19 protein-coding genes and 1 pseudogene are annotated in these 23,719 nt (G+C 70.1%); 14 read left to right on the top strand and 6 right to left on the bottom strand.

Translation table 11 applies throughout. The features are described 5' to 3' along the window. The first annotated feature begins 118 nt into the window (after positions 1-118). The gene (locus OZ403_RS26275; protein ID WP_268782066.1) at positions 119-1,645 is read left to right on the top strand and encodes an ELWxxDGT repeat protein; all 1,527 of its coding nucleotides are present in this window, start codon (positions 119-121) and stop codon (positions 1,643-1,645) included. Between the two features lie 3 nt (positions 1,646-1,648). On the opposite strand, the gene OZ403_RS26270 is transcribed toward OZ403_RS26275, so the two are convergent. Continuing rightward, the gene (locus tag OZ403_RS26270) at positions 1,649-2,728 is read right to left on the bottom strand and encodes a hypothetical protein (RefSeq protein WP_140794051.1); all 1,080 of its coding nucleotides are present in this window, start codon (positions 2,726-2,728) and stop codon (positions 1,649-1,651) included. A gap of 201 nt (positions 2,729-2,929) precedes the next feature. Here OZ403_RS26270 and ruvB point away from each other — a divergent pair, with 201 nt between their 5' ends. The 6 genes from ruvB to OZ403_RS26240 all read left to right on the top strand — a co-directional run bounded on the left by ruvB (position 2,930) and on the right by OZ403_RS26240 (position 9,921). Further along, entirely contained in the window at positions 2,930-3,961 is a 1,032-nt protein-coding gene (gene ruvB / locus OZ403_RS26265) for a Holliday junction branch migration DNA helicase RuvB (RefSeq protein WP_011554947.1), read from the top strand. A 6-nt stretch (positions 3,962-3,967) separates the two neighbouring features. Beyond that, the gene (locus tag OZ403_RS26260; protein ID WP_268782065.1) at positions 3,968-5,443 is read left to right on the top strand and encodes a hypothetical protein; all 1,476 of its coding nucleotides are present in this window, start codon (positions 3,968-3,970) and stop codon (positions 5,441-5,443) included. 468 nt (positions 5,444-5,911) lie between these two features. After that, positions 5,912-6,856 carry a UDP-3-O-acyl-N-acetylglucosamine deacetylase gene (gene lpxC, locus OZ403_RS26255; RefSeq protein WP_140794047.1) on the top strand — a complete coding sequence of 315 codons (945 nt, stop codon included), beginning with the start codon at positions 5,912-5,914 and terminating at the stop codon, positions 6,854-6,856. 47 nt (positions 6,857-6,903) lie between these two features. After that, positions 6,904-7,989, top strand: coding sequence for a thioredoxin domain-containing protein (locus OZ403_RS26250; protein WP_140794045.1), 1,086 nt, complete (start codon positions 6,904-6,906; stop codon positions 7,987-7,989). A 25-nt stretch (positions 7,990-8,014) separates the two neighbouring features. Further along, positions 8,015-9,250, top strand: a complete 1,236-nt coding sequence (locus OZ403_RS26245) for a DUF4388 domain-containing protein (protein WP_140794043.1) — start codon at positions 8,015-8,017, stop codon at positions 9,248-9,250. A 53-nt stretch (positions 9,251-9,303) separates the two neighbouring features. Beyond that, positions 9,304-9,921 carry a hypothetical protein gene (locus tag OZ403_RS26240; RefSeq protein ID WP_140856024.1) on the top strand — a complete coding sequence of 206 codons (618 nt, stop codon included), beginning with the start codon at positions 9,304-9,306 and terminating at the stop codon, positions 9,919-9,921. Between the two features lie 43 nt (positions 9,922-9,964). Here the strand turns inward: OZ403_RS26240 and OZ403_RS26235 are convergent, their stop codons facing one another. Continuing rightward, positions 9,965-11,560 carry a leucyl aminopeptidase gene (locus OZ403_RS26235; RefSeq protein ID WP_140794039.1) on the bottom strand — a complete coding sequence of 532 codons (1,596 nt, stop codon included), beginning with the start codon at positions 11,558-11,560 and terminating at the stop codon, positions 9,965-9,967. Between the two features lie 141 nt (positions 11,561-11,701). Between OZ403_RS26235 and OZ403_RS26230 the strand changes: the two genes are divergently transcribed. The 3 genes from OZ403_RS26230 to OZ403_RS26220 all read left to right on the top strand — a co-directional run bounded on the left by OZ403_RS26230 (position 11,702) and on the right by OZ403_RS26220 (position 13,950). Further along, positions 11,702-12,595 (top strand): zinc dependent phospholipase C family protein, encoded by an 894-nt coding sequence (locus tag OZ403_RS26230; RefSeq protein ID WP_140794037.1) that lies wholly within the window; start codon positions 11,702-11,704, stop codon positions 12,593-12,595. Between the two features lie 90 nt (positions 12,596-12,685). Further along, the gene (locus OZ403_RS26225) at positions 12,686-13,468 is read left to right on the top strand and encodes a sulfite exporter TauE/SafE family protein (protein WP_140794035.1); all 783 of its coding nucleotides are present in this window, start codon (positions 12,686-12,688) and stop codon (positions 13,466-13,468) included. After that, positions 13,465-13,950, top strand: coding sequence for a hypothetical protein (locus OZ403_RS26220; RefSeq protein ID WP_140800766.1), 486 nt, complete (start codon positions 13,465-13,467; stop codon positions 13,948-13,950). Before OZ403_RS26225 ends, OZ403_RS26220 begins: the two co-directional genes overlap by 4 nt. 46 nt (positions 13,951-13,996) lie before the next feature. Here the strand turns inward: OZ403_RS26220 and OZ403_RS26215 are convergent, their stop codons facing one another. The 3 genes and pseudogenes from OZ403_RS26215 to OZ403_RS26205 form a co-directional block, all read right to left on the bottom strand. Further along, positions 13,997-14,872: a tetratricopeptide repeat protein gene (locus OZ403_RS26215; protein ID WP_140794033.1), complete on the bottom strand. Its 876-nt coding sequence runs from the start codon at positions 14,870-14,872 to the stop codon at positions 13,997-13,999. An 8-nt stretch (positions 14,873-14,880) separates the two neighbouring features. Then, positions 14,881-16,500, bottom strand: a complete 1,620-nt coding sequence (locus tag OZ403_RS26210; RefSeq protein ID WP_140794031.1) for a helix-turn-helix domain-containing protein — start codon at positions 16,498-16,500, stop codon at positions 14,881-14,883. Positions 16,501-16,810: 310 nt separating this feature from the next. Next, positions 16,811-17,182: pseudogene (locus OZ403_RS26205) on the bottom strand (beta-ketoacyl-[acyl-carrier-protein] synthase II); the annotation flags it as partial. Positions 17,183-17,493: 311 nt separating this feature from the next. On the opposite strand from OZ403_RS26205, the gene OZ403_RS26200 reads away from it, so the two are divergent. From OZ403_RS26200 to OZ403_RS26185, 4 genes are all read left to right on the top strand, one after another. Then, entirely contained in the window at positions 17,494-18,909 is a 1,416-nt protein-coding gene (locus tag OZ403_RS26200) for a hypothetical protein (protein WP_268782064.1), read from the top strand. Between the two features lie 58 nt (positions 18,910-18,967). After that, positions 18,968-19,213: a hypothetical protein gene (locus OZ403_RS26195; RefSeq protein ID WP_140794029.1), complete on the top strand. Its 246-nt coding sequence runs from the start codon at positions 18,968-18,970 to the stop codon at positions 19,211-19,213. Between the two features lie 114 nt (positions 19,214-19,327). Then, a complete protein-coding gene (gene bufB, locus OZ403_RS26190; protein ID WP_140856019.1) occupies positions 19,328-20,173 on the top strand; it encodes an MNIO family bufferin maturase in 846 nt (281 codons plus the stop codon). After that, positions 20,170-20,904 (top strand): HvfC/BufC N-terminal domain-containing protein, encoded by a 735-nt coding sequence (locus tag OZ403_RS26185; RefSeq protein WP_140856017.1) that lies wholly within the window; start codon positions 20,170-20,172, stop codon positions 20,902-20,904. The genes bufB and OZ403_RS26185 overlap by 4 nt, the downstream gene beginning before the upstream one ends. Before the next feature lie 22 nt (positions 20,905-20,926). On the opposite strand, the gene OZ403_RS26180 is transcribed toward OZ403_RS26185, so the two are convergent. Next, the gene (locus tag OZ403_RS26180; RefSeq protein WP_268782063.1) at positions 20,927-23,716 is read right to left on the bottom strand and encodes a hypothetical protein; all 2,790 of its coding nucleotides are present in this window, start codon (positions 23,714-23,716) and stop codon (positions 20,927-20,929) included. Positions 23,717-23,719: the final 3 nt, after the last annotated feature.

The raw sequence follows: 23,719 nt of genomic DNA, 5'->3' as shown, positions 1-23,719 counted from the left end.
ATGCCGGACAGCAGACGCGATTTCCTACCCGAGTCCGAGTAGGAGCATCCGGCATGGGTGACACTTTCCAGCTCCAGCGGCGAGGGCCGGCACGGCGCCGAGGATGAGGGTTGCATACATGACGTCATGGCGTGCCATTCCTGTGGGGCTGTTGCTGCTTGGCGGGGGAGCGGCGGGGTGTGAGCCGCTGGTGGAAGGTGAGGCGGGGGAGGAATGGGCGCGGGCCGTCCCTGGGTCGCAGGCACCTGTCGACGTGTCGACGGAGTCGTCGGGGCGCAAGGCGCCCGTCCTGTTTCCGCAGCCTTGGGCGGTGTGCAGCGACACGGCCCAGCGGCTGCGTGACATCCGGCCGGGACTGACGGGTTCGCAGCCGCAGGAGCTGGCGCGGGCGGGCGAGGTGCTCGTCTTCAGCGCGGATGACGGCGTGAGCGGCCGCGAGCTGTGGGCCAGCATCGACGGGGCGCGGCAGACGATGAGGCTGAAGGACCTGAGGCCGGGGCCGGCGGGTTCGCAGCCTCGGAACCTGACGCGGGTGGGGCCCTGGGTCTTCTTCGTCGCGGACGACGGCGTGCATGGCGCGGAGCTGTGGCGCACGGACGGCACGGCGGATGGCACGGTGCTGGTGCGGGACGTGCGGCGTGGGACGGTGGGCGCGGCGCCGGAGTTCCTCACCGAGGTGGACGGCGCCCTCTACTTCACGGCGGATGATGGGGTGTCCGGCCGCGAGCTGTGGCGCACCGACGGCACGGAGAAGGGCACGGAGCGGGTGCACGAATTCCTGCCCGGCGCGGGTTCGCTCGCCCTGAGCCAGTTGACGGCGTGGAGCAAGGGCCTGGCGCTGGTGTCGGCCAACGCCGCGGAGACGGTGCTCTGGTGGGTGGACCTCCAGGGCCAGCCGACGCGGCTGTTCTCCCAGCAGGGCGCCGGGGTGATTTTCGGGCTGACGCCGGCGGGCCGGCACCTGTTCTTCCTGTTGGACCCGGGCACGGAGCAGGCCGAGCTGTGGGTGGCGCGCACGGCCCCGCCGTCGGCCGAGCGGGTGCGGACCTTTCCAGGTGACTACCCGGCGTACCTCGCCGCGCTGGATGACACGCTGTACTTCCTGGCGGGGGCGAGCGACTGGTACGGCAACCCAGGCGACGCGGTGCACGGCGGCGAGCTGTGGCGCAGTGACGGCTCGGTGGAGGGCACGAGGCTCGTCGGGGACCTCTGGCCCGGCCCCCAGGGCTCGATGCCCAAGGAGCTGGTCGCGCTGGGGGGCGAGCTGTACTTCACCGCGGACGACGGCGTGCACGGCCGCGAGCTGTGGCGGACCGACGGCACGGCGCAGGGCACGATGATGGTGCGCGACATCGAGCCGGGGCCGGTGGGCAGCGTGCCCACGGGGCTCAAGGCCGAGTCCGGCTGGTTGTTCTTCTCCGCGGAGACGGCGGGGCACGGGCGCGAGGTCTGGTACAGCGCCGGACGCCCCTGGGTGACGAGCCGGCTGCTGGACATCGCGCCGGGGGCTGCGTCGTCGAACCCGTTCAACTTCGTGCGCGCCGGCTTCAACATCTTCTTCGCCGCGTCGGACGGAGACAGGGACCAGGAGCTGTACGCGGTGCCCTTCCGCCCCTGGTGGCTCTGCTTCAGCCGGGACTGCTGAGCGCTAGGCGGCCCGCCGTGACGCGGGGGTGGGCCGCACGTCGCCGAAGTTGGGCGCGGGCAGGACGATGGTGGGCGACAAGCCGGGCGCCATGACGTGCGCGGTGAGCTGCGAGGACGGGTGGAAGTTGATGAACGCGCCCTCCACGGAGGACGTGCCCGCGAACAGCTTCTCCACCACCATGGAGGAGTACTGGTCCAGGGAGTCCTCGCGCGTATTGCCGTTGAGGACGACCTCCCAGCCCATGTGCTCGGCGAAGCGGCGCACGCCGGGGATGGCGGACTGGAGCGGCGTGTAGCTCTCCGTGGCCACGCCATTCTCGCTGGTGACGAACACCTCGCGCGAGGTGGCCACCGCCAGCGACATGTTGCCGCGCGTGTGGCCGGGCGTGCTGAGCAGCGCCGCGCCCTGGCCCAGCCACACGTCACCGTCCAGCAGCACCACGCGCTCGCGCGGGATGTCGGCGCCGCCCGGGACGAGCCACACCGCCTGCATGGGGTGCGGCTCCAGGGCCACCTCCCATTCGGCGCGCTGCACCAGCAGCCGGGCCCGGGGGAAGTACGCGGGCATGCCGTCACCGCCCAGCCAGCCGCGCAGGTCCTGGATGTGGAGGTGGTCGAAGGCCAGGTAGTCCACATCCGCCGGGGTGAGGCCCAGCGCGGCCAGGTGGCTCTGCACCGAGCCGTGCCGCGTGGACATCACCTTGTCTGAGACGAAGGCGCCGTAGCGCTCGCGCAGCGCGCGGTAGAAGGGGGCGGAGGCGCCGCGCTCGTAGTCGGAGGGGTTGAACAGCAGCGTGCGCCGCGCGCCCTCCCGGTCCACGAACTGCACCACCTGCATCCGGTTCGTCAGCATGACATAGGGGGCCGGAGACGACGCCGCGCCGCTGAAGGCGAACTGGGCGGGGTAGGGGAAGGTGACGAGGTCGCAGGTGGCCACCGCGGCCACCGGGCCTTCCTTCACGAAGGCCTCCCGCGCATCCAACGCGGCCCGGCGGAGCTTCTGGAGCCGGAGCCCGGGCACGGGTTCGGCGCGTGCACCGGCCAGGGAGGGGAGGGGACGAAACGCAGGGCTCGTGTTCATGCGGTCTCCAGGCTCGACTTTCGCACACGGCAGGCGCACTTCAATCGCCTCGGAGTATCGGCGGGGGCTGTGCCTGGAACGCTGGGAGAGGGGCCCACCTTCCCCTGCCCGCGCCCGCCTGGCTGGCGGGCCCGGCGGCCCACGGGATGTATCGCCGCCAGATGTGCGGCGACACGCGCGGCCTTCCTGTATAGGGTCCGGATGGTCATGGCGAGGAAGTCCGACACACTCTCGGAAGACGTCCTGCCCGAGGACGTCCGGCTCGAGGCTTCCCTGCGTCCGCGCTCGTTCGACGAGTACGTGGGCCAGGGGCCCGTCGTCGAAAAGCTCAAGGTCTACGTGCAGGCCGCGCGCAGCCGGGGTGAAGCCCTGGACCACTGCCTGTTCTCCGGCCCGCCGGGCCTGGGCAAGACGTCGCTGGCGCACATCATCGCGAACGAGCTGGGCGTGGGAATCCACGTCACGAGCGGCCCCGCCCTGGAGCGCAAGGGGGACCTCGCGGGCCTGCTCACCAACCTCGACGCGCGCGACGTGCTCTTCATCGATGAAATCCACCGCCTCAACGCCGCCGTGGAGGAATACCTCTACCCGGCCATGGAGGACTTCCGGCTGGACATCACCATCGACACCGGGCCCGCCGCCCGGGCGATGAAGATTGATTTGCCGCCCTTCACGTTGATTGGCGCCACCACGCGCACCGGCCTGCTCACCTCGCCGCTGCGCGACCGCTTCCAGATTCAGGAACGGCTGGAGTACTACGACGCCAAGGCACTGGAGAGCATCCTCCACCGCTCCGCGCGCATCCTGGGCATTCCCCTGGACAAGGACGCCGCGCGCGAGGTGGCCAGCCGCTCGCGGGGCACGCCGCGCATCACCAACCGGCTGCTGCGCCGGCTGCGTGATTTCGCGGAGGTGGAAGGCAATGGCAGAATCACCCTGGAGCTGGCGCAGAAGTCGCTGGACAGGCTCGGGGTGGACGCCAGCGGCCTGGACTCCATGGACCGCAAGATTCTGCTGACCATCCTCGACAAGTTCGGCGGCGGCCCGGTGGGCGTGGAGACCATCGCCGCCAGCGTGGGCGAGCAGCGCGATACCATTGAGGACGTGTACGAGCCCTTCCTGATGCAGGAAGGCTTCCTCCAGCGTACGCCGCGGGGCCGGATGGCCACGCACCGCACGTACCAATATTTCAAGAAGCAACCACCGCCCACGCCCCAGGGCAGCCTCTTCTGAGATGCCATGAGCCAGGACACGCCTTCCTCACCGCCCCGCGTCCCCCGCGACTTCTACGCCGACCTGATGCGCGCTTCCCAGACGTCGCGCGCCGGCTTCCTCGCCGAACGCGAGCGCTGGCTGCGGGGCGTGCCCGTGGAGGGGCGGGAGGAGCTGCTGTTCGAGTTCGAGATGCTGCTGCGCGCGGTGGAGCGCTATCTCAACCTCAACACGGTGGTGGACGCGCGCGACAGGCCGCTCGTCACGCGTGACTTCCGCGAGGAGCTGGCGGACGTGCGCGACGCCATGGACCGCGCCATCCGCGTCGCGCGCCACCTGCAGGACCCGGACAGCGACCAGAAAATGGTCTTCCGCAAGTACGTGGAGACCCAGCTCGCGGACGACCGCGTCCGGCGCGCGCTCATCGAAGAGCAGCTGGACCAGGAGACGCCGCCCGAGAGCCTCTTCGTGCTGCGCGAGGCCTTCGACGCGCTGAAGAACCTGCTGGACCACCTGCTCAAGCTGCCGGCGGCGAACCTCGGCTTGTTCCAGGACGTGGGCAAGCTGTCCCTGCGGGAAATCGTCCTCAACCGCTACTTCCGTCCCTTCCGCCCGCTGGAGTTCCGCGTCGAATACGACCGGCTCCGTTCGGTGCGGCTGCTGGACACGCTGGTCACCCTTCAGGAGGAGCAGCGCACCGCCTTCACCACCGCCTTCCTGGGCCTCTTCCGGCTGCTGCACTACCTGGCCTATGTGGACGCGGAGGAGCAGCCGCCCTTCTCCCGCCGCGTGCGCGTGCTGCTGGCGCTGGTGCGCAGCGAGGCCACCGCGCTGGCGTCGTGGATGCACTCGGAGCTGTCCCCGAAGGCCGGCTCCAAGTCCCTGCAGGCCGCCACGCTGCGCGCCGCGCGCGACATCGCCCGGGAGACGGAGCGCGTGGCCCGCGAGGTGCTGGTCAACCTGGACCGCGACGCGGAAGCCCCCCTGCGCGCCGCGTCCGCCTTCACGGCGGTGCTGCGCACGCAGGTGGTGGCGCTGGTGGAGGCGCTGGCGCCCAACGGGGGCCTGGCCGACGGCGTCTTCGACGAACTGATGAGCCCGCAGGAGGCGGCGCTGCGCCTGCGCAAGGACCTGTGGGTGTACGCCCAACTGTGTCGCGCCGCGGAGTCCCACCTGCGCGCCGAGGACGTCCCCGCCGCCGAGCGCGTGCTGGACGCCCTCAAGGGCTTCCTGGGCTACTTCCACGACGGCAGCTACCAGCTGCTGCGCTACGGCGACTACGACGCCTTCGACCGCTTCACCTCGCTGCTGGTGGAGTTGCCCTGGCCCCCGGAGGGGCCCGGCATCCGCGCCCGGCTCGGCGAGGACCTGCGGCGCTTCATCCAGACGCTGGAGTCCACCTTCCACGCCGTCAGCCGCCGCACCCACCTCCTGGGTAGGGGCTTTGATCGCCAGGACGCAGAAGCCCTGCGGGACAGGTTCCTCACCACCCCCGCACGCTGATACAGCCCTGTCGCGGCGCTACTGGCCACCCCGCATAACAGTCCCTGTGTGGGGGGGATTGTCACGGCCGGTGTTTGCGTCGTTGAGTTCCTTGCGCTATGGACGCGCCCGTGTTGCATGGAAGACACGGGTTGGTGAGGAGGGGGAGGGCGCGGGGATGCCAAGGACGGGGATGACAAATCCCCGACATCGGTGTCGCGGTTCAGGAGGGAATCAGCAATCCGCCACGGGGGGAGGGGCGCCAGGCCGGAACCGGTGCCCCTGATGACGCACGAAAAAGCCGAGCAACTCCAAGGGGTTGGAGCTGAATTTCAAGCCCGCGGCGCTGCCAGGCATGTCACACGGAAGTGGCATGCTGCTTGCTCGACTCGCGCGTCACATCAGACCACTGATGAACGTTTCCAGCCCCTCCGGCGGGTCTGGAGCGGAAGCTCCGCAGCACCGAGAAGCCACGAGGCGACACCCACAATGCGACCGTCCTCCTACAACCAGCGCACTCTCTCGAAGATCGCCTCCCTGCAGGGCGTGGGGCTCCACTCGGGTGCCCGGGTGACGCTCACCCTGCGCCCGGCGCCCCCGGGGCATGGCATCGTCTTCGTGCGCACGGACCTCGCCCGCCCGGTGAGCATCCCCGCGCTGGCGGAGTACGTGGTGGACACGTCGCTGGCCACGACGCTGGGGCGTGACGGTGTCCGCGTGGGCACGGTGGAGCACCTGATGGCGGCGCTGGCCGGCATGGGCATCGACAACCTCCGGGTGGAGCTGGACGGCCCGGAAGTCCCCATCATGGACGGCAGCGCGGCTCCCTTCGCGGCGCTCATCCAGAGCGCGGGCGTGCGGGAGCAGGAGGCGCCCAAGGAGCTGCTGGTCATCCGCAAGGCGGTGTCGGTGGTGGACGGCGACAAGCAGGCCTCGCTCACGCCGGCCCGGCACTTCCGCATCAGCTGCACCATCGACTTCGAGCACCCCGTCATCCAGGGCCAGTCCTTCGACCTGGACTTCGGCGACCGGGACTTCGCGCGTGAGATTTCCCGCGCGCGCACCTTCGGCTTCCTGCGGGACGTGGAGAAGCTGAAGCAGATGGGCCTGGCCCGGGGCGGCTCGCTGGAGAACGCCATCGTCGTGGACGAGGTCTCCATCCTCAACCCGGACGGGCTGCGCTTCCCGGACGAGTTCGTTCGCCACAAGATCCTGGACGCCATCGGCGACGTGTCGCTGTTCGGCCGGCCCGTCATCGGCCACATGACGGCGTACAAGACGGGCCACGCGCTCAATCACAAGCTGGTGCGCAAGGTGATGTCCGACCCGAGCTGCTACGAAATCGTTCCCGCCCGCCGCCGCGAGCTGGAGGGCATGGGATTGGGCTTCTCCGGACTGGCCGGCGCGCTGGAGTTCGAGCCGCTTGTCGCCTGACGTCATTAACTTGCAGGTCCGGTAAGGCTCGGCTAAGTGGGCGGGATATGCTCAACCGTCCCACCCGCGTCATCCTCGCCGCGCTCCTGGCGGCCACCTTCACCGCCGGCTGTAACAAGGAGAAGGCGCCGGCCACCGCTCCCGCGGCGCAGCAGGCCGCCGGTGAGCCCGCGCCCGACACTGTCGTCGCGACGTTCGGCGACGGGCAGAAGATCACCTACAAGGAGCTCAACGAGCGCCTCCAGGAGCCGCTGGCCAACCTGGAGAAGCAGAAGTCGCAGCTCCTGAAGCGTGGCCTGGACGGCATGGTGACGGAGAAGCTCGTGGATGCCGAGGCCAAGAAGCGCGGCCTCTCCCAAGAGGCGTACCTGAAGGCGGAGATCGACGACAAGGTCCCCGCGCCCACCGAGGAGCGCATCAAGGAAGTCTACGACGGTGCCGCTGGCCAGCTGCCCGAGGGTTCCACCTACGAGCAGATGAAGCCGCAGATCGTGGAGTTCCTGACGCAGCAGCCGAAGCAGGAGCGCGCGCAGGCCCTCTTCGAGGAGCTGCGCAAGTCCGCCAATGTCAAGCTGACGCTGCCGGAGCCGCCGCGTCCCCCCGTTGTCCGCAAGCAGGTGGCCGCCACGGGCGCCGCCAAGGGTGGTCCTGAGGGCGCGCCCATCACCATCGTCGAGTTCAGCGACTTCCAGTGCCCGTTCTGCAGCCGCGCCAACCCGGCGCTGGCGCAGGTGCAGCAGGAGTACGGCGACAAGGTCCGCATCGTGTTCCGCCACTTCCCGCTCGACTTCCACAAGGAGGCGCCGAAGGCCTCCGAGGCCTCGCTGTGCGCGGGCGATCAGGGCAAGTTCTGGGAGATGCATGACCTGCTCTTCGCCAACCAGCAGGCGCTGGGCGTGGACTCCCTGAAGAAGTACGCCGCCGACCTGCAGCTGGACACGGCGAAGTTCAACGCCTGCCTGGACTCGGGTGAGAAGGGCGCCATTGTTCAGAAGGACCTGGCCGAGGGCAAGCAGGCGGGCGTGTCTGGCACCCCGGCCTTCTTCATCAACGGCATCCTGCTGTCCGGCGCGCAGCCCTTCGAAGAGTTCAAGAGCATCATCGACGCGGAGCTGAACGCGCCGAAGAAGTAGTCCCCGGCAGTCGGAGAGGTGGGCAGTGGCGACACGACCCAAAGCCACGCCCCGCCTCGTGGGTGATGCGGCATCGCTCGACCTGGAGCGGCCGCTCGCCCAGGGTTTGTCCCCGTCTCGTCCCCTCCAGGCCTGGTTCCACGGGCCGGAGGGGATGGTCCTCCTCCAGGAGCCGCCCGGCTTCGCTGGCTTCCTCGCCGGCAGCCTGCGCACCCTGTCGGTGGAGGAGGTCTTCGCCCACGTCCTGTCCGGCATCCGCAGCGGCCTGCTGGCGGTGCAGCACGCCACGGGGCGCCGCACGGTGTCCTTCCGGGACGGACAGGTGGTGTTCGCCACCTCCACGGAGCGCTGGGAGCGGCTGGGCGCGGCGCTGCTCCGCCTGGGGTTGCTCACGCAGGCGCAGCTGACGCAGGCGCTGTCGCGCGTGACGCCGTCGCGCCGCATCGGCCAGGTGCTCACGTCGGAAGGGCTCGTCTCCGAAGCCAACCTGTACAGCGCCATGACGTACGTGGTGCGTGAGGTAGTGCTCAGCCTCTTCGAACTGGAGGACGGCAGCTTCGTCTTCGTCGAAGGCCCCGCGCCGATGGCGGACGTGGTGAAGCTGCCCGAGCGCACGCGGGACCTGGTCCTCACCGGCATCAAACGGGCGGAGTTGGTGTCGCGCCTGCGTCGGCGCTTCCCGGACGACACGCGCGTCACGCTGGGGCCCGAAGGACCGCTGCCTGGTGAATCGCGGTTGTTCGCCAGGCTGGCGGACGGGCTGCCGCTGGCCAGCCTGCGCGCGTCCTATGAAGGAGGCCCGCACGCCTTCTACACGTGGCTCGAGGAGGCCGTGCGTGGCGGCAACGTGGCCGTCCACCCCGCGGCGCCGCCTCCGGCACAGGCGCCCGCCGTGGAGGGCATGGCCTGGGAGCTGCTGTCCGCCGAGGAGCGCTACAACCTGCTGTTGTCCCTGGTGCACCGGGCCCTGCGCGACGCCGGAAAGGACACGGACCTGCTGCGCGGCTTCTTGGACGCGCCGCCGCAGGGACTGGAGGACGCGTACGCCGGGGTGACGCTGGCAGCGGACGGGCGCGTGGACGTGGCGCGGCTGAGGGCCAACCTCTCCACGGGAGGCGAGGCGGTGGGCCGGGCGCTCACGTTGGAGGCCCTGGACGCCTTCGTGTCCTATGCGTTGTTTTCAGCGCGCAACGTCCTGCCCGCGGACGTGGCGGAGCGGCTGTCCAACACCTACCGCACCCTCCAAGGAGGACTGGCCTAGGGGTTTGCCCGTGCCCACGTTCGCCGTCACGGCGTTTGGGGCGGGGAGCGGGCATGGTCGCGATGCGGAAGTGGGTGTGGGGACTCCTGGCGCTGACGACGGCCTGCGGTGGCGCTCGCCAGACGGTGAAGCACGAGGGTACCGGCGGCTCCGGGCCCGCCCCATCAGCGGAGGCCACGAGCGAGGACAGCCGCTCGACGACGCGCCGCTACGTGGACGAGGACCTGGGCTTCGAAATCATCCGGCCCACGGCGGACTGGCAGCTGGACGAGACGAATGAGCGCACGCCGGAGGGGCTCGCCATTCCCGTCATCCTCCGCCACAACGTCTCCGGAGCGCAGGTGGTGTTGCAGGTGGCGCCCGCGGTGGCATCTCCCACGCAGTTCGCGGAGCGGCTCACCGAAGGGCTCCGCCAGCACCCGGGCTTCACCACCACGGACCCGGAGCCCATTCCGCTGTCGGACACCGCGGTGGGCTTCGATTTCCAGGTGGGGGATGGCGTGCACGGCAAGGTGGCCGTGCGTGAAGGCATCCCCGGGCGCGTGTTGATGATGCTGGCCACCTGGCCGGCGCAGGCCGCGGCGGACGTGCCCCAGAGCGTGGATGCGCTCATCCAGGGCGTCCGCCCGCTGGTGGGGCCGGCGACGGCGTGGAAGGTGCCTCAGCGCTGAGGGCGCCCCTTCATCCGGGACGCCCTCTGGCTGGAAGTCCGCGCTACTTCGCGCGCTTCCGGGCCGGCTTGGCCTTGCTGGCCTTGGGCTCCGGCGCTGCTTCTACGGGTGCGGTGTCCTGCGTCTGCGCGCGCAGGCGGACGTACTCCACCAGGGTGCGCACGCCCACGCCGGTGCCGCCCTTGTTCAGGTAGCCACGCTCCTTGGGGCTGCTCGCCGGACCCGCGATGTCCAGGTGCACCCAAGGCGTCTCGCCCACGAACTCGCGGAGGAAGATGGCGGCGTTGATGGAGCCTCCCCAGCGCTCGCCGGAGTTCTTCATGTCGGCGACCTCGGAGCGCAGGGCGTCCTTCTGCATGTCGCTGATGGGCATGCGCCACATCTCTTCGCCCGCGGTGCGCGCGGCCTGGAGCACCTGCGTCACCGTCTCCTCGTGGTCGCCGAAGGCGCCGACGATGTAGTTGCCCAGCGCGACGACGCAGGCGCCCGTGAGCGTGGCCAGGTCGATGATGGCGGCGGGCTTGTGCTCGGTGGCCCACGTCAGGATGTCGCCCAGCACCAGGCGGCCTTCCGCGTCCGTGTTGGTGATCTCCACCGTCTTGCCCAGGCGCGAGGTGAGGATGTCACCCGGCTTGTAGGCGTTGCCGGCCGGCATGTTCTCGCACGCGCCGATGAAGGCGTGCACGGGGAAGGGCGGCTTGAGTGCGGCGATGACCTTCATGGCGCCCAGCACCGCGGCCGAGCCCGCCATGTCCGTCTTCATGTCCACCATGCCGTCCGTCGGCTTGAGCGACAGGCCGCCCGAGTCGAAGGTGACGGCCTTGCCCACCAGCGCCAGCGGCGGCTGCTTGGCGTCGCGCGCATTCTTGGGCGTGTACGTCAGGTGGATGAGGCGAGGCTCCTCGGTGCTCCCCGCGGTGACGCCGAGGAACATGCCCATGTCGAGCTTCTCGATGTCGCGGCGGTTGCCGATGGTGACCTTCAGCCCGCCTTCCTTCGCGGCCTGACGCGCGGCCTCGGCCAGCACCGTGGGCGTCACGGCGTTGGGCGGCTCGTTGACGAGGTCGCGGGCCCAGTTGGTCGCCTCGGCGACGCGCTGCGCCAGCGTCAGCGCGTCATCCAACTCGCGCGTGCGCTCCGTGCCCTCGGGGAGCACCAGGGACACCTTGCCCAGCTTCGCGGCGCCCTTCTTCTCCTCGCGCGCGGCGGACTTGTACTTGTCGAAGCGGTAGAGGCCCAGCGCCACGCCTTCCACCACGGCGCGCACCGCGTCCTGCGCGGACTCGGTGGCCGGCAGGACGAACGCCACCGAGGTGACCTTGAGCCGCTGCGCCGTCTTCGCGGCGCGGCCGGCGGCCAGCCGCAGCACTTCTGAGTGGAAGCGGGCGCGGTTTCCCAGGCCCAGCAGCAGCACCCGCTCGGACGACGTGCGCCCCAGGGTGTGCATCACCAGGCTCTGGTCCGCGCGTCCCTTGAAGCCCTCCTGGGTGGCGGCGCCGCGCAGGCGTCCTTCCAGGGCGCCATCCGCCAAGGAGAGGGAGGACGGGGCGCTGTCTCCCAGCTCACCCTCGAAGAGGGGAATGACGAGCAGGTCGCCGCTCGTCCGCGTGGCATCGCCGGAGACGAAGCTGAAGTTCATGGGCCGTGGAACTCCTGAACAGTGAAAAGGCTAGGGCTGATGGAAAGGGCGCGGACTGTAACGCCCGCCCTGTTACACGCAAAGCGTTGGATTTCATTCGAGCATTGCATTGCTTCGTTGCACTGGGTAGCAGTGTGGGGAATGCCCACGCTGCTGATGCATCTGACCGCCATTGAACGGATGGCCGCCAACCCGGGTGAGCTGCCGGCGGATTGGGTGCGTGCGTTGTCAGAGGACCTGCCGTATGCGCGCTTCGGCGCGGCGCTGCCAGACCTCCCGTTGTGCGAAGGCATCCGAGGCGGGCTCGCCGCCTTCCTGCCCGAACGGGAGCTGCCGCACTTCGCGCGGCTGTACCATGAGCGCGCCCCGGTGGGCTTCGGGCTGAAGATGGCGGAGCTGGTGGCCTCCGGCGCGCTGGTGGGCACCGAGCCTGGCCTCGCGGTGCTCTCGGGCTACTTCACGCACCTGTGCCTGGACCGCCGTCTGTATCCGGTGGTGGACAGGTTGGTGGTGCGACACCGCCGCCGCGGTGAGCGCGCCCTGGAGGCGCACCGCGACATCGAATGGGCGCAGACGCTCTTCTATCTGCGCGAGCTGCACGGCATGGAGCTGCTCGGCACGCCGCGGCTGCGGGAGAAGTGTCAGGTGGTGAAGAGCCCGGGCTTCCCGTGGCGGGGCATTGGCGGCGGGCTCTACGAGCTGGTCCGTTTGTCCTCACAGGAGCGTGTGGGCCAGGCGCCCAGCAAGTCGGAGGTCGATGGCTGGGTGCGCGGCCTCTACGTCTCCGGTCTCTTCCTTTCAAGCCCCATGGGCCGGGCGCGCGCGTTGCCGGCCTATGCGCGGCTGTCGTTCCAGGAGCTGTACCGCAACGACACGTTCGACTTCGCCGCGGAGGTGGAAGGCGCGCTGGAGACGGCGCGTGGCGTCCTGCGTCGGTTGCACGGCTACATGGCGAGGGGCACCTTTACGCCCCGTACGCGAGCCCGCTTCATGGAGGCCTTCCCCGAAGGGACGCTGGGCGCACGGGCGGCGTGACACCCGCAGAGCAGGCGTCCTGGCGAGCCCGGTTCCCCTCGGGGAATGGCGCTGTCCGAAGCGCGAGGCCGCTCCTATCCTCGAAGAGGAATGACGGTCCTACTCCTCATCGCGGTGGGCGCACTCGCGGGTACCTTGGGTGCGATGCTCGGCATCGGAGGCGGAATCGTCCTGGTGCCCGCGCTGGTGCTGGGGTTCGACATTCCCTTGGAGCAAGCCATCCCCGCGAGCCTCATGTGCGTGGTGGCCAGCTCGTGCTCCGCCGCCGCGGGCTATGTGCACAAACACCTGAGTGACATCCGCCTGGGGCTGTCGCTGGAGCTGGCGACGGTGATGGGTGCCATCGCTGGCGGCATGGTGGCGGCCATGGTGGCGCCGGCGATGGTGGCGGTGGTGTTCGGGCTCTTCACGCTCTACGTGGCGCTGCAGATGTTGCTGCTGCGTTCGCCGCGCCAGGAGCCCGCCGCGCTGGACGACTACGCGCCCGCCAACTACCCGCTGGGCATCTCCGGCTCCTTCGTGGCCGGTGGCCTGTCCTCGCTGTTGGGGGTGGGCGGAGGACCGCTCAAGGTGCCGCTGATGGCGTACGGCATGCACGTGCCGTTCAAGGTGGCCAGCGCGACGAGCAACCTGATGATTGGCGTCACGGGCGCCGCGAGCGTTGCCGCGTACGCGTTGAGGGGCCATCTGAAACTGGCGCTGGTGTCACCGTTGGTGGTGGGTGTCCTGGGAGGCGCATACGTGGGCAGCCGGTTGATGCCGAGGGTGCCCACGGCGGTGCTCAAGCGTTTGTTCGCGGTGGTGTTGTTGGTGGTCGCGGGACAGATGCTGTGGAAGGGAGGGGAGGGATTGTGGCCGAGCATCCTGAAGTGAGTGAACCCGAGGAAGCGCGCGCGGCATGTGCTTCCGTGTCGGCGGTGACAGCGGAGCATCCCGTCGTCGCGCGCAATGTGGCAGTCACGGGAGGGGCCGCGTCGCTGACGCCCCCCATGGACGGAGCGCCCATGGCGCAACCGGACGCGGGGGCGGCGGAGCAGGTGCGGCATCATCACCGTGAGCGCGCGGTGGTGGGCGACCGGTGGATCGCACGGGTGCTGCGCGTCGGCGCGGTGGTCAGCGGCGGAATGTTCGTCCTGTCGCTAGGGCTGGAGGCCATGCCCCAATCCGAGCGCGTGCACGTCGCCATCGATTTATTGCGAAAGGGCGCCGCGTCCCTGCTGTTGGTGACGCCCGTGGCGCGGCTCGCGGTGGCGGGCACGCTGCTGGGCCTGCGGGGTGAGTGGCGCTACATGGCGATGGCCGCGGGCGTGCTGGGGCTGCTCGCCATCGCGGTGGGCACCGGCATCCAAGCCTAGGAAGAGCGCGTGTGACGGCGCTCTCCCCGGTGTCAGGGAAGAGCGCTCACACGCCGCGCGCGGTGAAGTGGGCCAGGATGTTCTGGACCTTGGCCACTTCGCCCGTCTGACCCAGATCCCCGTAGAGCGGCATCAGCGTCTCGAACTGCTTGCGGGCCGCGGCGAAGTCCTGCTGGTAGTAGCAGGACAGGCCCAAATCCCAGCGGGCGCGGGCCTCATACGCGTGGTCGTGCAGCTCCTGGTACAGCTCCACCGCGCGGAGCAGGTGCGGGCGCGCGCCTTCGTGGTTGCCGAGCAGTCCCTCGGACTCGCCCAGCAGCAGGTGGCCCAGCGCGAGCGCCTCCGGGTCCTCGCCCTGCTCCAGCAGCGGCACGGCCTCCAGGAAGCGCTTGCGCGCGGGCTCGTAGTCGCCCTTCTCCATGCGGATGTCGCCAATGTCGATGAGCAGCCGCGCCACCCGCTCCGTGTTGCGCGTCTGGCGCAGGAGGATGAGCGCCTCCTGGTACTTCTCCTCGGCGGCTTCCGGCTGGCCCAACGAGCGCAGGGACTCGCCGATGCAGGCGCGGGCCAGGGCCTCGCCCTCACGGTCCTTGGACTCGTTGAAGAGCATGGCGGCGCGGGCAATCTGCTCGATGGCGCCGCGGTGATCCTCGAAGTTCGCCTTCACCACGCCCAGCCCCATCAGGGCCTGCGCCTGGCCGGGCTTGTACTTGGCCTCCTGGAACTTCTCGAGCGCCTCTTCGTAGAACTGCCGGCTGGCGGCGTGGTCCTCCAGCAGGCCGTGCAGTTCGGCCAGGTTCACCAGGCCCTGGCCCACTTCGGTGGGCGAGCCGGTGATGCGCAGCGGCGCCAGCGCGTTCTTCTGCTTCTGGATGGCGTCGAGGATGTGGGTGCGTTGGGTGTCTTCGGGCGGGTGGTGCATGGGGGGCCTCAGGCGTCGCCACCCTTGCGGCGGCGGGAGGTCTTGTCCAACGAATCGTCCTTCTCGCTCCCGTCAGTCCCGTTGGCGGCCACGGCCAGGGAATGGGCGCCCGGGTGCCGGTCCTTCTCCACCTTGTCGGCCTTCTCGTGGACGAGGATGGGGGAGAAGAAGCAGTCCTTCTTCGTGTACTCGTCGAAGGCGAAGGCGAAACGGTAGCTGGCCGCCGCGCGCTGGTTGCAGTCGGTGCGCTCGCAGAAGCGACAGGAGATGCCGGACGGAATGGCGTCCTTGCGCAGGTCCGTCGTGGGCAGGCCGTAGGCCAGGTACTTGGCGTTCTCCGCGTGGGTGCCCAGGCCGATGGAGTAGGCGGTGCCCTTGACGATGGAGCCCTCGATCGGCTGGAGCTGCACCTTGGCGAAGCAGAAATAGGCGGTGCCGTCCGGCATGATGGAGTACTGCCGCGTCAGCTGGGACGGGTTGAGGAAGGCCAGGTGCACGGCCCACTTGGCGCAGCTGCCGCCGCCGGTGGCGAAGCGGATGCCGGTGCCGCTGTAGCGCTTGGAGATGTTGCCGGCGATGTCCGCGCGCAGGAAGTGGAACGGAAGCCCAGGGCGCTTCGGGTCCGACAGGTTGCACAGGCGGTGGGCCACCGTCTCGTAGGTGGAGCCGAAGATGCTGGACAACAGCTCCACGTCGTAGCGCGTGCGCTGGACCTCCTTGAAGAAGTCCCCGTAGGGCAGCATCAGCGCGCCGGCGAAGTAGTTGGCCAGGTTCACCTTGATGAGCCGCTGCGTCTCGCCGTGGCGCATGCGGCCCGCGTCCAGCACGCGCTCCAGCAGCTTCTCCCGGTCCATCACCAGCAGGCCAATGGACGCGGCAATCTGGAACTTCAGCGGCTGTTCGGTGAGGAAGGGCGACAGCGTCAGCGTCCGCTCCTCCGGGTCCAACCGCCGCACCACGGACGAGCCGGAGGGAGACGGGTCGTCGAAGAGGACGCGGTAGCCGAAGCGCTCCTCCAGGAGCCGGATGAGCTGACCGCTGGTGAGCTGCCGCTCCAGGCGCACGTCGCGGCGCAGCGCGTCCGCCTGCTCCTCCAGCTCCGGGAAGTAGTTGCGGTGCTTCTCCAGGAAGTCGCTGACCTCGTCGAAGGGCGAGTAGTCGAAGCGCACGCCGGGCGCGGCGCCGTTGCCCAGTCCGCCCTGGGCGCGCGTGCGCTCCTCGACGTTGAGCTGCGCCAGCACGTTCTCCAACTGCGTGCGGGTGTTCTTGTAGAGGTTGAAGAGCGCCGCCACCGTGCCCGCGAGCTTCGGCTCCGCGGAGAGGGACTGGAGCGACTCCGGGTCGATGTCGAGGCTCTTGAGGAGCGGCTCGTCCAGCAGCTTCGCGAGCGCTTCGTCCACGCGGCCCTCGCCCAGCGTGGACATGAACTGCTCGGGGTCCTGGTCGAAGTAGCGCAGGGCCTTCCAGAGCAGGGGGAAGGGCATCACCCGCTTGCCCTTCTCGATGAGGTTCAGGTACGCGGGGGAAACGCCCAGGTCCTTGGCTGCGTCCGCCTGTTTGATGTTCCGTGCTAGGCGCAGACCCCGAAGCTTCAGGCCCACGTTGGCGTTCAGTGCGTTGTCGTTCATGGCCGGATGCGTTGATGCCCCCGGCGATCGCGAATGGCCGCGCGCGCCTCGGGCTCTTCACCCACTTTGCAAATCGATTTACCGATTTGCAATGATCGTTTTCATCCACGAGGACCCCTGTCGGCCCGGCGACGGACCGGCTGGCCGGCGGTCGGAACCAGGGCGCCGGGTACATTCAAGTCCATGAAATCACTGCCCTTCAGGGCGTGTGGGGAACCTGCCGCCTCTCTCTCCAAAGCGCCTTGTCAAACATTTACTGATGCATTGCAGCATGGGTGGGGCACGTTCTGGTAAACGCGAAAGCGTGGGTTTACAGGCTGGCGGAGGAGGCCGTGGGCGATCGGCGCCGGAACACCAGGGACACATTGGTGCTTCCGAAGCCGAACGAGTTGCTCGTGACGGCGTCCACCTGCGCGGGGCGGGCCGTGTGGGGCACGCAGTCCAGCTGGATGCGCGGGTCCTTCCGCTCCAGGTTGATGGTGGGCGGCAGCAGGCCACGGGTGAGGGCCAGCACGCTGATGATGGCCTCCGCGGTGCCGGCCGCGCCGTTCATGTGGCCCGTCATCGACTTGGTCGAAGAGACGGCGACCGAGCGCGCCGCGTCCCCGAAGACGCGGGCAATGCCCTCCATCTCCAGGGCGTCGCCCAGGTCCGTCGATGTGCCAGGGGCGTTGATGTAGCCGCTCCCGTGTGCCAGGGGAGGGCGGTGTCACGGCGCGCAAGCGCGCGCTGGCGACGCTGGCGCTTCGTTTCGGGGCCATGCCGCTGGTCCGGGTGACCCGGCCGCGGCTCCCGCCCGGAAGAAGCCCCGCTGAGCACGACGCTCGGGCTGCCCCGCCGTGCCACGGAGTGTGGGTTGACGCTGGAGAAGTGTCGGCCCGCGCTCCCGGAGGCCTCATCGCCATTCACCTCCGGCGCGTCATGGGCGAACCTTCACCGTGTATGGACGGTGGGCATGGATGGCCGCGAACGTGGAGCAGGGCACCGCTGCGCATGCGTGCCCGAGCCGCCGCCGTCATCCTGTTCGGCCTGTCGCTGATGTCGTGTCAGGCGCCACTGCGCCACCACCCCAGGGAGGATGCGGCGGCGCTGCGCTACAACCTCACCTACGTGCGTGAGCCCGAGCACGCGGTGGATGTGGAGGTGGTGCTGGTGCGGGGAACGCCGCGAGAGTTCCTCTTCAGTCAGCCGGGCGCCGTGACGACGGTGTCCGTGCACCGGGAGGATGGGGGCGTCCAGACGTTGCCCGTCCGGGAGGGCCGCGTCTTGCTGCCTCGGGGGACGCGCTTCTTGCGCTACCGCTACCCGCTGGATGCCTCCATCCGGGAGCGGGGCCCTGACTTCTTCCAGGGCTCCGGAGACGGCGATGCGCGGCACGTCGCGGGCCGCGCGTACCTCATCCGGCCGCGGGTGGTGAAGCCGGGCCTGCGCGTGGAGCTGTCGCTGGTGGGCACCGATGCGTTGCTGCCGTGGCAGCCCGGGGAGAGTGGCGTGTACCGGCTGCGCGGCGAGGACCTGGTGGACTCGGGCTTCCACGGCTTCGGAGGCCGCCGGTGTCAGGTGCGCCTGCCGGACGCGGTGCTGGACGTGGCCGTCCTCGGACACTTCACGCACCTGAGCGACGCGGCCGTCTGCACCTGGTTGGGCAAGGCCGCGGAGGAAGTCCGCACCGTGCGGCGCGCCTTCCCGCATCCGCGCATCACCGTGCGTGTCATCCCCGCGCCTGGGCACCGCGGGCCCAGCGTCTTCGGCATGGTGCGCTGGAGCTCGCCGCCCAGCATCTCCATCAGCGTGGGGCAGGAGGCGCGGCCGGAGGACTTCGCGCGGGACTGGGTGGCCGTCCACGAGATGCTGCACCTGACCCATCCTGTCTTCGTGCCCCGCGTGCCGTGGCTGTCGGAGGGGCTGGCCACCTACTACACGGAGGTCGCGCGTGCGCGCTCCGGGCGGCAGGACTCGCGGCGCGCCTGGGAGGAACTGCTGGGCGGCTTCGCTCGGGGGCGAGAGGGCAATGACACGCGAACCATGCAGGAGGCCGTGTCTCAAGACAGCTTTTCGCTCGCTGTCTATTGGACGGGAGCGCTCTTCGCGTTGCATCTGGATGTGGAATTGCGCCGTATCACTGGAAACACGCGCGGGCTGGATGACGTGCTGGAGTTGCTCGCGGCTCGCGGCAGTTCCTCGACCTTCGGGGCATTCGGTGCCGCGGTGGATGCCGTCGCGGGACAGCCGCTGTTCAATGCTCTGCTGGAGCGGCACTTGCCGCGGCCTGCTTTTGCGGAACAGGCCGGTCTGCTAGAAGCGCTGGGTGTCCAGGACGGACCCAACGGCGTCTCGCTGGTACCCGCCCGAGACAGTCTGTTGCGTGATTCGGTGGTCGGTCGGCGCAGCCACGGCGAAACACCCTGAATGCACCCGTGACCTCCACACAACACCCCCCACGCAGTACCGAAAGGAAGTCTCATCCATGAACGTCAAGGCGCTTGCAGCGGTTGTCGGCACCCTGTCCCTGGCCGCGCTGGCCACGGGTTGTGTGACCAAGAAGTCGGCGGAGATGGAGCCCGCCACGGCCGAGGAGACTGGCGCGGAGAGCAGCGGAGCCACGGAGTCGCAGGAGGCCGCTCCGGCCGCGACCGAGGAGAAGGGCGCCGAGGGCAGCTGTGGCGCCGGCTCGTGCGGCTCCGGCTCCTGCGGCGGCCAGAAGAAGGAGTAGTTCCTCCGGACCGAAGTCCCGAGGGCCTGGTGAAGGCCGGGCCCTTGTTGCCGGGCGGTTGAGCAGCTCCACCGCCGCCCGGGTTGTTTCCCACGCCTCGAGAGGGCTTCTGCCGTGGTGACGTACGCACAGCGACATGGGCTGAAGCCGCTGGGTGCGGGCATCGGGCTGCGCAGGAGCTTCTATGCGGAGCTGCCGCGCACCGGACGGACGCTCGACTGGGTGGAGCTCATCCCGGAGAACTTCCTGTCGCTGGGGGGGCGCTCGCAGCGCGCGCTGGACGCATGCGCGGAGCGGTGGCCCGTGTTGCCCCATGGCGTGGGGTTGAACATCGGCGGCCCGGACGCGCTGGATGACGACTATGTCCGGGGACTGTCGGCGCTGGTGAAGCGGGTGGACGCGCCCTTCTTCTCCGACCACCTCTGTTTTTCGCGGCTGGACGGTGTGTACCTGCACGACTTGCTGCCGCTGCCGTTCAGCGAGGCCGCTGTCGAGCACGTGGTGCCCCGCGTGCGTGAGGTGATGGACCGCGTGGGCCGTCCCTTCCTATTGGAGAACCCGAGCTACTACGCGCGGATGCCCGGCGGCACGCTGCGGGAGGCGGATTTCCTCCGCCACGTCGTGGAGCAGGCGGACTGTGGGCTGCTGCTGGACGTGAACAACGTCTACGTCAACGCGCGCAACCATGGCTACGACGCGCGGGCCTTCGTGGACGCCCTGCCGCTGGAGCGCGTGGTGCAGATTCACCTGGCCGGCCACACGTGCTACCCGGACGTCATCGTCGACACGCATGGCGACCGCGTCTGCGACGACGTGTGGTCGCTCTACCGCTACGTGCTGGCGCGCACCGGTCCGGTAGCGACGCTCATCGAGTGGGACCAGGACATTCCTTCCCTGGACGCGGTGCTGGACGAGGCGGATGTGGCGCGAGCCGCGCTGCGGGAGGTCGCCGGCCGATGAAGCCGTCCCTGCGCGACTTCTTCGACAGCATGGGGAGCTACCTCGCCGAGCCCGGCCCGGAGTCACTGGCGGCGCTGTACGCGAGGCACCCGGGGTGGGAGGCGCCGCGTGAGCGGGTGTCTCTCTACGGCGGCTTCGTGCTCGGCCATGTGCGCTCCGCGCTGGACAAGGTGTTTCCGCTGACGCGCCAGGCCCTGGGGCAGGACGCATGGGACGGCCTGGTGGCGGCCTTCACGCGGAAGCGGCCCGCGCGGCACCATGAGCTCAACCACCTGTGCGAAGGCTTTCCCGCGTTTCTCGCGGACGCGGCCTCGCGGGGATTGGCGCTGTTCGTGCCCGCACTGGCCCGCTTCGAGTGGACCGACTTCGCGGTGTTCGCGTCCCTGGAGCCTTCGCCCGAACGCGTGGAGCGGCTGACGGCCAATCCCACCCTGGTGGTGCTGGAGCACGACTTCCACCTGTGCGCGTACGTGCGGGCCCGAGGCGTCGCGACGTCACCAGCGTCGGGCGCGGAGCTGGCGCTGCTGTGGCGCCACCCGGAGCAGTTGAAGACGCTCTACATGGCCGCCACGCCGCCGGCGCTGTTGGTGCTGAAGATGGCGGTGGAGGGGTTGGCACTGGCGGACGTGGTGGCGGCCACGGGCATGGCGGAGGCCGACCTGCGAGCGACAGTGGCGCGCTTCGGCCGCGATGGATTGGTGCTCCTCCCGGGTGACGGCAGCGGGGGTTGAAGGGCCCGCGCTGTCCGGGCGCTCAGTGCCAGGGGTACGTCACCAGGCCTCGCGCCGTGCCCACGTAGCGCGGTCCTCCGGGCGCCACGAGCAGGGCGCTCACGTCCGGGTCCGGCAAGCCCTCTTCCGTTCCGAAGTGGGTGGCGATGTCTACTGACACGTCATAGCGAACCAGCCCGTTCTTCGTGCCGGCCCAGAGGATGTCCCGGGTGCGCGCGCCCACGGTCTGCCGTTCGAAGTGGAGCGCGCGAATCTCCTCGTCCTGCAGTCCCCAGGGCGCGTCGCGCAGCGCGGGACCGGGCTGTCCCAGCGCGCTGAAGCCCTTCCTCGTGCCGGCGAACACCTGGCCCTCGGGCCCCACGGCCACGGACAGGACGTCGTCATCGGGAATGGCCGGTGGAGTGTGGATCCGCACCACGACTTCGGCGAGCCCGGGCTCGAAGTCGTCGTCCGCCAAGATGGTGATTTCCGCGAGCCCACCCGAGGTGGCCGCCCAGGCCGTCACGCGTTCCGGGCTGGAGTCCGGGGAGATGGCGAGCTGGCGCACCTCGCGTCCGTCCAGCAGGCGGCGGCCGCCCACGGTGCCCATGCGTCCTCCGGAGGCGGGGTCGCTCGCGCGTGTGAGGACCACGCCCCGGCGGGTGCCCAGCAGCAGCACGTCCGGGGATTCCCACGCGGCCACCGCGGTCACCGCCGCGCCCGTGGCGCCCAGCATGGCGCCCGTGTGTCGCGTGCAGGTGTGCTGGACGCACCGGAGCACGCCGCCGCCGTCGGTGCCCACGAAGAGCACGTTGCCGTCTCCTCCTTGAAACGTATGGAGCGACAGGGCCGGGGCGTCCACGTCCAGCACCGTCGTGGAGGCGCGCTCCGCATACACCCGAGGGGATGCGCCGTCGGCGTAGCGGAGCCCTTCCGGGGTGAGTGCCAGGGCCACCACGGGCCGCTGCGCGTCCGGCACGTCCTCCATCAGCCGCGCGCCTCCCAGCGGCAGCACCGTGAAGGACGTTGCCGCGCGGCTCACCGCGCCGTTCTGGTCGGTGGCGGCCAGCACCGTCGTGTGGCGACCGGCGAGGGGCAAGGCGAGGGTGGCGGTGGGCAGCGGCAGCGCGACCGCCAAAAGACTCCCCGCCAGGTTGTCCAGCCACGTCAGCTCCGCGATGTGCCCCTGAGGGGCCGCGGGCCTCGCGAAGCCGGTGAGGAACACGGGCTGCCCCTCCAGGCATGGGCCTCTGCCGCAATCCAGCACGCCTTGCAGCACACTCTCCACCCGCACGTCGGGCGCGCCATTCACAGTGACGGCGACGGTCGCCGCGCAGGCCAGTCCCCAGGGGTCCGTCGCGGTGAGCGTCAGCACGTGGTGGCCGGGCGTGGACAGCCGGACGGTGTGCGTGCTCGGGCCCTGGGCCAGGGCGCCGTCCCGCGAGGACACCCACGTGTAGCGCAGGCCCGTCCGCGCATCCTCCGCGTCCGACGCCGAACCCGTGAGCGTCAGCGGCACACCCGCGTTCACCACCGCGTCCGGAAGCGGTGCCTGGATGGCGCAGCCAATGGGGGGCGTGTTGACGATGGCGCGCACCGGCCGTTCCACACAGCCGCGCAGCTCGGTGTCCTCGGGGTCCACGGCGCACGCCGACAACACCTGCGCACCGGCCACGGACAGCACTGCACTCACGGCTTCACCCGTGCCCAGGGGCGTGGGCTCGGCGCTGGTGGTCCAGGTGGGCTCCACCGGTTGCTCCGTCTCCGGGTCCACGCAGCGGGCCCGCAGCCGGCTGGGGACGCCCACGAGCAGGCGTGGATTCTCGGTCGCGGGGAGCTCCAGCTCGCACCGGGGCGGAAGGTTGGTGACCAGCCGCACCTGCACGCTGTCCGAGGCGGTGTTGCCGCGCCCATCCACCACCCGCGCCATCACCGTGTAGACGCCGGGCGCGGTGAAGGCGTGTGTCAGGGCTGGGCCTCGGCCCAGCGGACGCCCAGTGGGCGCCAAGCGCCACTCCACCACGCCGTCCAGGTTGCCCGCGCCGCCCTCGGCGTGGAAGTCCTGGGCGGTGGCCGCGAAGCGGACGGAGGCGCCGTGGGGTGGTGCCTCGCCTTGCTTCACGAAGATTTCCGCGGGCTCGGGCCGGAGGATGCGCACGCTGGGAGCGCGCGTGGCGCGGACGGTGACGCGCACTGCGGCGGTGGCGGAGACACCCGTGGCGGAGTCCACCGCCGTGCAGCGGAGGCTGTCCTCGCCGGCCACGGACAGGGTTGCCCGCACCACGTCGCCGGCAGGCAGCGGCCCGGACAGGGCGGACGTCCACTGCACCGCGCGCCCCTGGAGCCGCGCGCCACGCTCCGTCATCGCCACGCACTCCAGGCCCAACACCTCGCCGAGGTTGAAGGTGCTGCCCGGGGCGGGGCGCAGCACGGTGGCCACGGGAGCGCCCCGCGCGAGGACGTTCAAGTGGAGTGACGCGCTCGCGGCCAGTCCACCGGCGTCCACCACCGAGGCGGTCAGCCGCTGCTCTCCCGGTTCGCTGAAGGCGAGGGTGGCGCGTGCGCCGCGGGCCAGTTGCCCTTCGACGGAGGACACCCACAGCACGTTGGCGCCCAGCGCGGCGCCGTCCTCCGCATCCTCGACGGAGGCCACGAACTCCACGGCCTGGCCCACTCGCAGCGGGGTGATGTCCAGGGTGGGGCTGACTTCGAGCCGGGGAGGGGTGTTGTGAACCGTCGAAGGATGGCGGGGGGCCGGCTCACAGCCCCACGTCGTGACGGTGTACAGGGTGACCAGGATGATGCGGAGCCGCGGGGTGCCTTGGCTCGCCACGGT

Origin of the sequence: Myxococcus sp. NMCA1, from assembly GCF_026810205.1 — a bacterium.
In the GTDB taxonomy this organism is placed as follows: Bacteria; Myxococcota; Myxococcia; order Myxococcales; family Myxococcaceae; genus Myxococcus; species Myxococcus xanthus_A.
The sequence above is the reverse complement of the archived record's forward strand: the minus strand, read 5'-3'. Positions and strand labels throughout refer to the sequence as shown.